The sequence below is a fragment of the Mucilaginibacter sp. SG564 genome (assembly GCF_013149275.1).
Lineage (GTDB): Bacteria > Bacteroidota > Bacteroidia > Sphingobacteriales > Sphingobacteriaceae > Mucilaginibacter.
Genome location: NZ_JABGNA010000001.1, coordinates 1090060 through 1103152 on the forward strand (window position 1 = coordinate 1090060; position 13093 = coordinate 1103152).

The 13093-nt window shown below is 39.3% G+C and carries 11 protein-coding genes; 1 reads left to right on the top strand and 10 read right to left on the bottom strand.

All coding sequences use genetic code 11. The features are described 5' to 3' along the window. Positions 1–7 precede the first annotated feature (7 nt). From FHW89_RS04130 to FHW89_RS04160, 7 genes are all read right to left on the bottom strand, one after another. Entirely contained in the window at positions 8–1300 is a 1293-nt protein-coding gene (locus FHW89_RS04130) for a paraquat-inducible protein A (protein ID WP_172333716.1), read from the bottom strand. Then, the gene (locus FHW89_RS04135) at positions 1301–2584 is read right to left on the bottom strand and encodes a paraquat-inducible protein A (protein WP_253952152.1); all 1284 of its coding nucleotides are present in this window, start codon (positions 2582–2584) and stop codon (positions 1301–1303) included. A gap of 452 nt (positions 2585–3036) precedes the next feature. Then, complete coding sequence (locus FHW89_RS04140; protein WP_172333717.1) at positions 3037–3486, bottom strand: PA2169 family four-helix-bundle protein; 450 nt, start codon at positions 3484–3486, stop codon at positions 3037–3039. A gap of 75 nt (positions 3487–3561) precedes the next feature. After that, positions 3562–4116 carry a ferritin-like domain-containing protein gene (locus FHW89_RS04145; RefSeq protein WP_172333718.1) on the bottom strand — a complete coding sequence of 185 codons (555 nt, stop codon included), beginning with the start codon at positions 4114–4116 and terminating at the stop codon, positions 3562–3564. A 501-nt stretch (positions 4117–4617) separates the two neighbouring features. Beyond that, entirely contained in the window at positions 4618–5895 is a 1278-nt protein-coding gene (locus tag FHW89_RS04150; RefSeq protein ID WP_253952153.1) for an arsenic transporter, read from the bottom strand. A gap of 3 nt (positions 5896–5898) precedes the next feature. Continuing rightward, positions 5899–7146, bottom strand: coding sequence for an MFS transporter (locus FHW89_RS04155; RefSeq protein ID WP_216650464.1), 1248 nt, complete (start codon positions 7144–7146; stop codon positions 5899–5901). Positions 7147–7252: 106 nt separating this feature from the next. Then, positions 7253–8077 (bottom strand): hypothetical protein, encoded by an 825-nt coding sequence (locus tag FHW89_RS04160; protein ID WP_172333719.1) that lies wholly within the window; start codon positions 8075–8077, stop codon positions 7253–7255. Between the two features lie 268 nt (positions 8078–8345). On the opposite strand from FHW89_RS04160, the gene FHW89_RS04165 reads away from it, so the two are divergent. Then, the gene (locus FHW89_RS04165; protein WP_172333720.1) at positions 8346–9815 is read left to right on the top strand and encodes a two-component regulator propeller domain-containing protein; all 1470 of its coding nucleotides are present in this window, start codon (positions 8346–8348) and stop codon (positions 9813–9815) included. Positions 9816–9829: 14 nt separating this feature from the next. Here FHW89_RS04165 and FHW89_RS04170 read toward each other — a convergent pair whose 3' ends face one another. The 3 genes from FHW89_RS04170 to FHW89_RS04180 form a co-directional block, all read right to left on the bottom strand. Next, positions 9830–10645 (bottom strand): polysaccharide deacetylase family protein, encoded by an 816-nt coding sequence (locus FHW89_RS04170; RefSeq protein ID WP_172333721.1) that lies wholly within the window; start codon positions 10643–10645, stop codon positions 9830–9832. Further along, positions 10626–11603, bottom strand: a complete 978-nt coding sequence (locus tag FHW89_RS04175; protein WP_172333722.1) for a glycosyltransferase family 2 protein — start codon at positions 11601–11603, stop codon at positions 10626–10628. The genes FHW89_RS04170 and FHW89_RS04175 overlap by 20 nt, the downstream gene beginning before the upstream one ends. A gap of 315 nt (positions 11604–11918) precedes the next feature. After that, positions 11919–13088: a glycosyltransferase family 87 protein gene (locus FHW89_RS04180; RefSeq protein ID WP_172333723.1), complete on the bottom strand. Its 1170-nt coding sequence runs from the start codon at positions 13086–13088 to the stop codon at positions 11919–11921. Positions 13089–13093 lie beyond the last annotated feature (5 nt).

Genomic DNA, 13093 nt, shown 5'->3' on the forward strand with positions numbered 1-13093 from the left:
AATTAATTCATAACCCATCATGGGGTGAAACACGTTTTAAAATATAAGATAGCAGGGCTGCGAAAAAAACGTAGCCTGCGAAAATAAAATAGCCCGGCTGTAACGAGGTTCCATTTGAGGTTATTACATTTAACGATTCGCTGTGAATATTGAGGTTCGACAGCTGGCTTTTTAAAATACCATTTAAACCGATATAAGTCATTAACATACCAACTATCATTACATCTGACATATCCCATTTACCCAATTCGAATGTGAGGTAACGAACTATGCCATTGCCGCCAAACTTTTGGGGACTAAGCACATAAATCCCTTTGGCGATAAGCCTCAGGAGGGGTAGAATGAGGATAAACAGCAGAATAAGTATACCAACAACGATAGCATCTGGTTTGGACTGAGCGATTAATGTTTCAACCACCCCCAGGATACTTTTGCTTTGATAAAACAGCACCTGGTTTTTAAATTCCACCTTACCATTTAGCAGCCCCAGATCCAGCGATTGGATACGCGCATCCACCTCTATTACAGGCAGCAGGCTACCTGTTATCAACATCACCATGGCAAAAATCAACGCGAAAACAAATAATGGCGTTTGCATATGCACCTGCTTTCGCAAACTAAACCACAGTAATAGAGCCAATAATACACAACCCAGCATGATACATACATATTGTATAAGCTGTATTTTCAACGCAGAAAGCCTTTGATCTATACGCTGGTTAAAAGCAACCGGATTAGATACCTTATATTTTTTGTACACATATTTAGTAACAGTGTAATTGGCTACACTAACACTGTCATAGATCTGTTTAGTCAACTGGTTAACCTTGCTTCCGGCAATGTTTTTCAGCCGCTTTTCGCTTTCAGGGCTGCTTATTTTAGCAACAACGGTTTTAGCGAAGGGCTTTACCTGCGCTTGTAATTCGGCCGAGTCGACCAGCGTATTGAAGGCCAGTTTTTTCAACTTGCCCCCTAGCCCCTTCTGAGGCTGATTGATCTCAGCTACGGTTTTGCTAATCAGTTCATGCATTTGCTTTTCCACCATCACCAGCAGATCTTTTTGCTGCGCTTTTGTTATATGAAAATCCTGTATCTGGCTGCTTAGCACATCGGTAATACGGTCTCGCCACTGATCTATAGAAAATAAGCCGAATGAAACACTATTGGATAAGCTATAATCTTCCTTAACCTGTTCCCGCTCGGCAGAAACCCCTGCCAGGCGATAGCCCGAATAAACCGCACCACTTAACAAAAGGCTAAGCCCGATAAGTACAATTATATTTAAAATGGTGTACTTCATTTAGTGAGCATTATAGGGTGTTATATATTTCAGAATAGTAGATAAGATCAACCCGTACAATACAAAGCTGATAAAAATGATATATCCAGGCTGCAATGCCGTGTTATTGGTCGTGATGAGCGTCAGGTCATCACCGCGAATATTGAGCATAGCGAGTTGTTTGTCTAACAAGCCGTTCAAACCGATATAAGTCATTAATATAGCGATAACGATAACATCGGCCATGCTCCATTTTCCGGATTGAAAAGCAAAATATTTGATCACGCGGTTCTCGGCCAGCTTTCTTTTGCTAAGCAAATGGATACCCGTGGAACTAAGTTTCATGACCGGGAAGAGGATACTAAAACAAAGGATAAGTATACCTACCGCAATAGAATCAATGGCCGGTTGTTTCACCAATACTTCTACTACACCCAAAATGCTCTTACTTTCGTAAAACAATACCTGATCTTTAAAGGAAACGTGCTCGCCAAGCAACACAAAATCAAGCGTTTTAATACGGCAATCCACCTCAATCATCGAAGCGCTCAGCCCTACTGCCAGTAATACAAATGCAAATAATAACGAAAGTATAAACAGCGTGCCGTGCAGTTCGGTACGCTTACGCAATACCCACCACAGTACCAGAACAGCCAGTATGCAGGCTAGCATAAAAAAGCAATAACGGTACATTTCCACACGGACAGCCTGTAGTAAGTCATCCAGTTTTTGATTCAGCTGTTCTTTAGAGTGCACCCCATATTTATGGTACATGTTATCAAACAGGGCATGATTGGCCCGCAATGTACTGTCTATGCTTTCGGTATGCTGCAACTGGGTAAATTTACCCATCGCCAGGTTGCTCAGTTTGGTCTTTTGGTTGGGATTGTCTGCCTTGGTGATGATCGATCGGGCTAAATCAGGAACCTGCGCCTTGATCTTATCTGTTTTAACGAAGGTTTTTATGGCAGCCTTGCGAATTTTTCCGACCAGGCTTTGAGGTTTTTTCTCCACCATAGCTTCGGCTTTATTAATGAGGGCGTAAAGCACAGATTCAACTTCAGTCTGCAGCTCCTTTTTTTGTTTGGATGTCAATTGGAAATGTTTTACCTGCCGGTTCACGATGCCCGCTACTTCGTCGCGCCATTGATCTACAGACAATAAACCGTAGGATATATTATTAACGGTGGAATGGTCGAACTTGATGGTTTCCTGCTTTGCCGATAGCTCATGTAGCCGCCAGCTAAAAAAACCTTCCAGGCCCAGCAAAACAGTAAGACCCAGGATTAAAAGTAGTTTTGGCAAACGATTTTGTGTTTTCAAAATGTGATAAATCAGGCGACTAATTTTTGTAACTATACCGTCCGGCCGCGTCGCTTTTAAAGCGATTGTCAATTTGCGTTTTCAATAGCAAAGATGCCTGAATAGAAAAAAATGGTTCCATACTATTAGGTTTAATTACCTATCATACAATATCATGCCATTGCCTTTTCATGAATGAAAAGGAACGTTAATTGCTCTTTCTGTATTTTTTTTCGGACAAGATTTACAGGTTCGCGGAATGGAACGTTTCCGTAAACTCTTTCCAAGAATAGTTATATAATATACCTTTCTGATAGCGAGGATTTAAAGAAAATTGTATCCTTTATGCGCAATAAGTTTGAACTACACATGTTCAGGCATTTATATTTACTTATTTTTCAAAAAGCCGCACTGTTCAAGGCGCGGCTTTTACTCAAATTGATGATTTGTAGGATTTACATATCCCTTAAACCTTTAATCGTATCATGACTTGCGTTAATACTTTGTCCCTGAGTTTGTATTAACTGACGAGCTTCTGGCTCCAGTTCAGTTTCTGTCAGTGCATCACGGTAGGCTTTTTTTATAGCATCTTCACCACGTTCACATTCTTCAAGTATGCTTTTACGATCACTGCCACCAAATAAAGCTTTTACGTCGATCCAGGCACGGTGTAATGAGCCTGACACACTGGTGCCTGTTTCCGGGTCGCCATTATTTCTACCTACCGCGGCTGCCAGTTCGGTTACGTTTGTACGGCTCTGCTGTGCCAATTGATCGAAAGTAGCTTTTAGATCAATGTTTTCATCATTCAGATCTGCAGCAGCTTTTTCAAATCCTGCGGCGCGGTCATTGTTGATCTCAATCAAGTCATTTAATATGTCGGTTGTTTTCTCTGTAGTTTCCATGAGTGTTTATTAATTATTATTGATCATCATTTATGTTATCTATTATCTTATTATCTCTAAGCGCGATGGTTGATCCTATTCAGAGACGGCCTGTTCATTGATGGAGGTTTCTGCAAGCCCGGTCAATGCATGATCCGTCGTTTTTTCATTTTCCAGTGTTTTACCTAATAATGCCGCCACTTCCGTATGTCCCATACTACCGGCGAAAGCTTTAAGTGTTCCATAGGTAGCGATCTCATAATGCTCCACTTTTTGTGCGGCCAGGATCAGACCTGCATCGCGAATCAGGGTTCCTGCTTCCGTATCTTCTACTATGCCATTAGCTTCTTCAATTAAACCTGCCATAGCATCACATTTTTTTGCTACCGCTTTTTCACCTAGTAATCCAAATACTTTTTCCAAAGTGTCTACATGCGTTTGGGTCTCCTGTGTATGCTTATCAAAAGCTGCGGCCAGTTCTGGGCTTGTAGCCGCCTTTTTCATTTTTGGTAACGCCTTGACCAGGTGTTTTTCGGCCCAGTAAATATCTTTCAGTTCGTCTACAAAGAATTCATGAAATTCTGAGTTCTTCATTTTTCCGTTTTTGCCAATCGTGGTCTTTGTGCCGTTGTTTTCTGTTAAAGTTGTCATAGGATGTTGTTTTATAAGATGTTCTTTAACAACCTTAATAACAGACTAAAGTTTTAATTGAGTTGTTATTTTTTTATTAATTAGTAAATTATTTATTTTTTAATTAAATAATCAAACATTAAGGTTCATTTCTTTGTAGTAAATAAATCCCGTCCCGCCCAGTAAGCTGCTATATTAAAATTTATGAAAAGATTGAAATCTATAGTACCGATGGTTTGCCGTTTATGGTGTTGCTCAGCTACGGGGCAATGAGTAAAACTTAAAATCAAATGATGATGGTTGATTTAAATGAAGTATTGATACATGCAGCCCGAAAATCCAGACTGGTTTTGTAGCGTTTGGCCGGGGAATAAAACCAGGAACGATATTGCCATTAATGGGGCTGGAAGATATAGCACCCCTAATCAACCTTAAGTTAAAAACCGATGGTATTCTTTACCCAGGCATCCTGTCGCCGAAAAAGTAAATACAACTCATCCCATAAACATTAGAGCTTAAAGATCATATCCATAGCGATGCCAGGGTAAACAATAACGCTACGGTCATGATCAAAAATCCAAGTTTCAGGAAAGCCCAGGCGCTCACGCTTTGCCCTTCCCTACGCAGGGCTACCAGCCATAAGATCGTAGCGAGGGAGCCGGTTATCGAAAGATTAGGACCCAAATCGACACCGATTAAAGCAGAACTTTTGATGATGTCAGGTATATGACCGCCCTGTATAACACTACCCGTTATAAGCCCCACAGGCAAATTATTCATCAGGTTGCAGGCAAAGGCAATAACAATACCAGTTCCCCAGGCGGTTTGGTTAACTGCATTTTGTGCATTTTGGTGCAACAGAATATTCAACACTTGAATTACACCCGTTTTGCTGAGGGCTTCAACCAGTACAAAAAGTCCCGCTACCAATGGAAGTACACTCCAGGACACATCTTTTACAACTATCCATGGATTTTTCCTGGCCCTGATGATCACAATACCTGAGGTGATTATTCCAGTAACCGCTGTAGGGAATCCCAACTGAATATTTAAGGCCGAAGCTACCAGAAGGATCACAGCAGTACCAACAATACCAAAAATCGCTGTTCTACCACCTTCCGAGAGTATGGGTATTAGAATATTGGTTTCAATTTTCTGCTTTAGGGCGTTTCGCTGAGTCAAGTAAAGCATCAGATATGTTATGCCTATAGCAACTATCGAAGGTATAATATATTGTGACAGCCACAGTAGTAATGGCGGCATATGATCTCCGTAAATAACCAGGTTGGCAGGATTTGATATGGGCAGCACAAAAGAAGCGGCGTTGGCAATGAAGGCGCAAATTAAAAGATAAGGAAGTGGCTTTTGAACCTTAGCCGCCTTTACCGCAGCAGCTACTGCAGGTGTTAATACCACAGCCGTAGCATCATTGGATAAAAACGTGGTAACAACAATGCCAACCAGGTAAATTAAAAAAAAAAGGCGGGTTGATGATCCTTTAGCCATCTGCGTGGCATGGGCAGCCAGCCAGTCAAAAAGTTTTTCCTCCCGGGCTGTTTCGGCTAATAGCATCATACCCATTAAAAACAAATAAACGTCGGTACCTTTGGTAATTCCTAAAAAAGCATCCGCGGGTGAAATGAGCTGTAGTACAACCAGCAGAACAGCACCAGATACAGCCCAAACAGCTTCCGGTATTTTAAATGGTCGGATAATAACGCCCGATATAGCTAAAAAAGTAACAATCCAGATAATATAATGAGCCATAAGAGCGTGTGTTTTGCCGACAAATGTAATCATGTTTTAAAGGCTGGCTGCAATAACAGGTTTAACAACACAAGCCTTTCTTATTATTTTAGAGAACATCAGCCATAAAAATATAGACATTACCGCAAAACTCCCCAAAACCAGGAAAGCCGCGCTAAAGTTCATACTTTGAGCTATCCATCCACCTATGGCAGGGCTAAGCGAGGCGCCAAGTCCCTGGATAGTCATTACAGCGCCCTGTCCAATATTTATACGCCCCGTACCATTCAAAATATGAGCCACCAGACCTGGTACTGCCACACTTTGTAAACCTGCGCCAACGCCATCCAGTATTTGTACCGGATATAACCCCACATGACTAATCATATGGGCCGCGATAAAACCGCGAACCGGAAGCGCTAAAAAAGAGATTAACATTACTAACCAATAACCGTTTTTAGCTGCCATTCGCATCGCTATCACCGACATTCCAATCATGGATAATTGTGCAATAACAATAGTCATAGCTACAAACATAATAGGATTTCCCTGATTGTTTACCGCAGCCGCCATTCCGTAGAGAGGCAGCATTGCCCCATTGCCTAAATGGAATGCCGCAAGCGCCCCGGCGAGGATTAAAAGAGGTTTGCAAGTAAGCAGGGTTTTAAGGCCACTGGCTTTTTCAGCCATTGCTGTTTCCTTTCTTAAACCCCGGGCGGCATCATTATCAATTGTTTTAGCAGGTATCAACGATATAGATATAATAGATAACATTCCGAAGATGGCTGCGAGTCCAAACACTGCAGGCATGCCAAACTTCATACCCAAATAACCCGATAATCCGGCCCCTACTACATTACCTGCATGGTTAAAAGCCTGATTATAGCCATTTTGACGATTGAACCCGGATTGTTTTACAATACCCAGTGTAATGCCAATTACTGCAGGCCCAATTGCCGCTCCTGCTATAGCGGTAGCTACCTGAGATATACTTATCAGCCAGAAATTTTGAGATATTAAAATTACTCCGGAAGCAATAATGGTAAAAACACCAGGGATAACAACGTACATGCGCTTACGTTTTGTCGCATCGATCAGTGCACCTGCAGGCGCAGTCATTAACATGCCGGCAACGCCGCCTATGGTCATTACAGAGCCTATTAAACCGCTTTTCCATCCATGGGCTAATAAAAATATACCCAAGAAAGGGCCAATACCGGCCTGCATATCAGCCATAAAAAAATTAAGGGCCTGGAGTGCCGGAATAACTTTTTTATCAATATAGCGGGAGGACTGTTTGTTCATGCTGCAAGTTTCAACAGCATTTGATCATCAATGTTTGGGTTTAAATTATATTAAACAAAACATCGATGGCTATTCCCCTTATGAAGTGTTCTTCAATTAAGATGGGCTAAAATTTAACCAGCAGTTTTTCTGAAACAAGCTTGCCATCTTTATAGTATTCAAAGAACCAGCTATCGTTCTTTTTTAGTACCACGCCGTTAGAAGTTCCATTGCTTGCTATAAAATAATCCTGAACTGAAGTTTTAGTAAGGGTTAAAACTATTTTGGGTGTAGTATCAATTAATTGATATCCGTTGGCTATAGCCTGGGCATATAAAGTTCCGGTGGGCTGATTTGTTTCTGCTTGTGCCGGTTTTGCTGCGGTAGTTGCATTAGCAGTTGCAGCAACAGTTGAAACAACTGCAGGTGATGCAGCAATTGCTGGCTGGGTAGTTGTGTTTACAGCCGTTAACGAAGGAGCAGCTGTGGTAGCTGTTGACTGTGTCACTGGTGTATTAACGCCACCGTTATAAGCATATGATACTGCATCTAATGATGTAAAGGATTCTCTTAGGGCCAGATTATAAGAAACCCGGTATTCCTTTTCTCGGCTTTTACCCTCTTTGCACTTAAAAACTATATTACCCTGGCAATCTTTTAATAAAAGCGTAACACTGGTAGTAAACATGGTATTTTTTTCTAACAGGTCAACATTCAGTGCCTGGCATTTATTATTTGCTATTTCACTTGGCAATTCTGCATTATCAAAATAAACAGTAAAGCCTTTCTCCGCTAAAAGACCTTTGGTCAGAGTGTTTAACCCATACTGATCTTTTTGTTTCAGAAAGCTAAACTTCTCAGGCACTACAACATATTTATAATTGTTGATAGTATTTTGAGCATACACAGAAAAAGAGCTGAGTAAAAGGAATAATAAAACGTATCTTTTCATATAGAAACAAGTATTGAGATAACCCAAGGCTTAATGATTGATTTTGTTTAAAAAACCACTATCAGAAGCTTTACAGGTTATGATGAATGGCACTAAAATTAGCAATATTTTCTAATATGTTTAAGTCATTAAATGTGTTCAAAATACTTTTTCTGCCTGTGTGCTGTTATACGTTTGTAAAACATTAACCGCCTCATATTTTTGTTTAACATAATTTAACTAATATTTATTTGGTGGTTTGAGTTTGCTTTCTTTAATTTATAACATAATGCTGGCATTCTTATACCCACTTAAAATTAGAAAGTTATCCTTTATCACCCTGTTTATTTTACTTGCACCGGTACCGCTCTTTGCGCAAAATCTGTTTTTAGAAAAAATAGATATATGTAATGCGGCCAATTTTTGCATGGATTGTGGCGATCCCAAAGCAACCTGTGATCAGTTTACACTTGATTATATATGTGATCAAATCAATCGTAAATATATTTTGAAAGATGCTTTTGGATCAATCTCTTTCCAGGTATTGGTTGAGCCATCTGGTTTCAGTTGTGTATTGAGCCATACCGATGTTACAAACGGCCCTTTAACAGCAGAACTGATCAGGTATCTGAATGGTAATATATGGCGAGCCGCCAAAGTAAATGGCAAGACTGTTTCCGCATCAGTTAACGTGATCTTCCGATTTGCGAACGGGAGAATATCTGCTCAAATGCAAAGAATGGATTTAAGCGAACTAAAGCCACCAGGTGATCCAACTATTTATAACAAAACAGTTGCTTATACCAATCCATCTTTGAACTCTTATGAATTCACCACCTGGACCAAGTATAACTCTCCGCTGCCGGATAACATCAGCAAAACCTGCATTGTAGATAAAACTGATGTGTTATGGTATACTACCATTAAGGGGTTGACACGCTTTGATGGTCAAAGCTTTAATCCGATCAACGAATTCAACTCCCCATTTACTGCCGAAACAGCGGTAATGGATATCAATGTAGATAAGGATAATAACAAATGGGTATACGTTGATAATAAGATGTACAAGTACAGTGATGCAGGGTGGCAGATCTTTGATTTTAAGAAGTTTGTAACTCCGGGAGCTATCCGTATCTTAAACAACCGCCACGGTGACCTTCTTTTCACTACAGAAGCCGGATTAGTTGTTTTAAGACAGGATAAGGTTGTTGTGCTGAATAAAAAAACAATTCCGCTATTACCCTCTAACAATGTTAATTATGTTTATGAAGATAGCAGGAAACGTTTGTGGATAGGCACATCAAAGGGTTGCATCATGCTTGATCACAATGTGCCAACTACTTATAACACCTCCAACACTCCTCTGAAAAACACCTATATTTCTAATGCTACGGAAGATGAGTCGGGTAATTTGTATTTCTCATTAACCGCTTGCAACGCAACTCCGGGCGATGATGACAAAGAAGGCATAGCAGTGCTGAGGCCCAATGGAACCTGGCTTCATTATACGGATAAAAATTCCGGCTTGCCATCAAACCACGTTAACGACATGTTGTATGACAAGTATGAACATGTTTTGTGGATCGCTACTGAGCAATCGGGACTGGTAAGGTTTAATTTGAAAGATGGCTGGGAAAACTATCACAACAATAATACGCCTATGCCTGGTTATACCATAAATAAATTGGCCCAGGATTCCAAAGGTGTTCTCTACGCGGCTACAGCTAATGGTTTACTAAGGATCAAAAAGAGGAGATAAAAGCGTGCGGGCTGTTATGACGCCGGTGTAAGCTTTTTTATAACGGCATGTTTATTTGCTATCGAAGATACAAAGTTATCCGTTCTGGAAAACTCATATCCTTTTAATTGTGCCCACGCTATAAAATTTTTTATCCGATTTATAAATGGCTCTCCGGAGTTTCTGGATATATAGCGTGGCAAACCATATTTTTCTTTATGATACAGATTGGTAAACTCCCATGGATGGAAATAAAGGTTCAGATACCCATCTTTACGGTGCGTGGCTGCGCTCATTAGCTTGATCAACGGCAAAGGTAAATTATGGAAACTTAACCAAAAAAGCGGAAAACGGATCAATGGTGATACCGAAGCCGGAATTTGTAAAACATCATTGTCATAAAACCAGGTACGTGGCTTATCAAAATTATTATAACGCCCGGGTAGCCAGGTAGGGTTAATAGATGAATTGTAAATATATCCGGCGTTCTTTATCTCAGCTTCATCTACAGGCATCATCCTTGCCATACGGAAGCCACTTACTTCAACACCCGAAATATCCTCGAGTACCTCTTTGGATTGTTTTAAATGCTCTGGTTTAAAATCGGAATGATAATAGCCATGTGATGCTATTTCATGCCCCTCGTTTACAATTTTAGCAATCACATCTGGTTTGTGAAGCGCGTAATTCGCGGTACAAAAAAAGGTAGCCCGTATGTTTGCGGATCTGAGTAACTCCAAAATTGAATTTGTGCCATTAGTAGAGATCGATAGTTGCTCATCAAAAGATATTGACCGACCGAATTCTAAAGGCAAATCAAATTCCTCAACGTCAAACCCCAATAAAATCATTATTTACATTTTTGACGGTTAGAAGATTTGTTGAACGAATAATATAATTAGGGCGGTGTTTTGACTGCATAAATATTTTACCCACATAAACCCCTATTATGCCTAATACCAATAGTTGCAAACCACCAAAAAAAGCTACAGTGGCTATTACCGAAGCCCAGCCAGAAACGGCATATCCGGCAAAGTAGCTAAACAATACATACGGAATGTATAATATAGCCATAGCCGAAAAAAACAAACCTATACCTGTAACTAAATATAAGGGGCGGGCGCTAAACGCCATAATACTGCCTACTGCAAGTTTAACGAGTTTAAAGAAAGAGTAACTGGCTTCGCCGGTATGCCTTTTAGATGGTGTATAAGGAATACCAATCTGTTTGAAACCAGCCCATTTGATTATCCCTCTGAAAAATATTTCATATTCATCAATCAGTTTTAACTGCTTTACCACTTTCTCATCCATTAACCGGAAATCGGCGGTGCCATTTTCCAGTTTGATATCTGAAAGCATATTTATGCCTTTATAAAACAGCTTTGAAGTGGCTTTCTGATAAGCTTTAGCGTGCGGGTTACTGTTTTGCCTATAAGTGTATATAATGTCATAACCATTTTCCCAATATTTTAACATTTTTAATATTAACTGCGGGGGATGCTGCAGATCGGCATCCATGGTTATTACGGCATCACCGTGAGCCATTGCAATACCCGCCTTAAGCGCATGATCTTTCCCGAAGTTTTTTGAAAGCTCTATATAAAAAACATTAGTATGCAGTTGAGCATTAAATTTTATCTCATTTAAGGTATTATCACGGCTCCCATCATCAACAAAAATTAATTCATAGTCATAATTTGAGTGACTCAATGTTTCATTGATCTGTTCAATTAAATAACTTATATTTTTTTCTTCATTGTGGGATGGTATAATTACCGATATTTTCTTTTTTATAACGAATGTCATGTTATTTTAATAGGGGCTTTAAATTGTGACAGGTAACTAAATACTATATTGGTCAGGTTTACTCTTATAATTTTTTAATCAATCCTTCTGTAACAAACATGATACGAAGAAATAAGCAACAATGCTACAACTCCATTTGAATAAAAAGTATAACACATTAAAAAAAGAAAATACTCTTACTTTACGGGTGTAACTTTGCTGTTACAAACATAAATAATTAATAATGATTTAACCATAAAATCATCTACAATTAGCCATAGAATTGTAAACATATTAACATTCACCAGAGCTCTGATGTACCACAATGTCAACAGCTTATACAGATTTAAGCTGTTCTGGCTTTGAAAAGTCCCTTGTTAAGGTTTCATAAACTATTTTTAGCCAGATCAGGAAACATGGCAGAGCCTTGAGTTTGTATGGGGCAACATACTCCGTTCTGATAAATCGTGGAAAAAGATCTGATGGGGAAAAGCTGGTTAGTATAATAGCAAAGATCAATAGAAATACCTCATACCGGGTAACTGGCCTATTTAAATTTATGTACCAGATAGCAACACCAGTAAAAGCGATAATATAAGTTGATGACTCTGATGAGCTGCTGAAAATAACAGCGAATATTAAGGCAGACGAAAGGATAAGTAATTGATATTGTCGCAATTTAAAGCTTTTAAGCCTTAAATAAGAGAGCATAAAGAGCATCAGCCCTGGCGCTATAACATATATATTCTTTAGTCCTTGATAATTAAATATATTTCTGATCAATCCCATAACGCATATTTCCTGAAGATCAGATCCCTGGTTATGGGCATTTTTGGCCACCAGATCATTGTACCAGTCATGATAGGTTTGAATGATAAAGGTTGGCGATGAAATAAGCATAGGTAATACAAATAACACTACCGACCAAAAAAGAAAACTTCCAATAAATTTTAGTTTATTTTCTGAAAAGAAAAAGAAGGCAAGCCCTACTATCCCATATAACTTCACAAAGGTTCCAATAGCTATCATCAGGGCGGCCCAAAAGTCCTGTTTCCTTTTGATAAAACTAAAACTTAAAATAATTAACCCGGCTATCATGGGGTTACTTTGCACATTAGCAGATGCTGTCATTAATTCATGTGCGCAGATCAGCAAAATAATTACATACTGATTTTCTTTAATGGGTAACCGTTGTATGGCTTTAAACAATATAAAAGCATTAAACATTACCCACAGCAAAACACCTATACTATCGGGCATCAACGCGAATGGTGCGATTATTATAGAAAATACAGGACCATAATGATTAAGATCGTAAAAATGTTCTGGTTGATAGGTATAAAGATTATGCTGATGAATAGTATTTATAAAATTGTATTTGAATACCAAATAGTTATTAAATACCTGGTGGGTTAAAATTCCTTTAAGGACGATCAGGAAACTTAACCCGAACCATAAAGAAAACACAAAGGGCTTATTGTAGATAAGTTTAGTTATTTTTTGCATAAAAC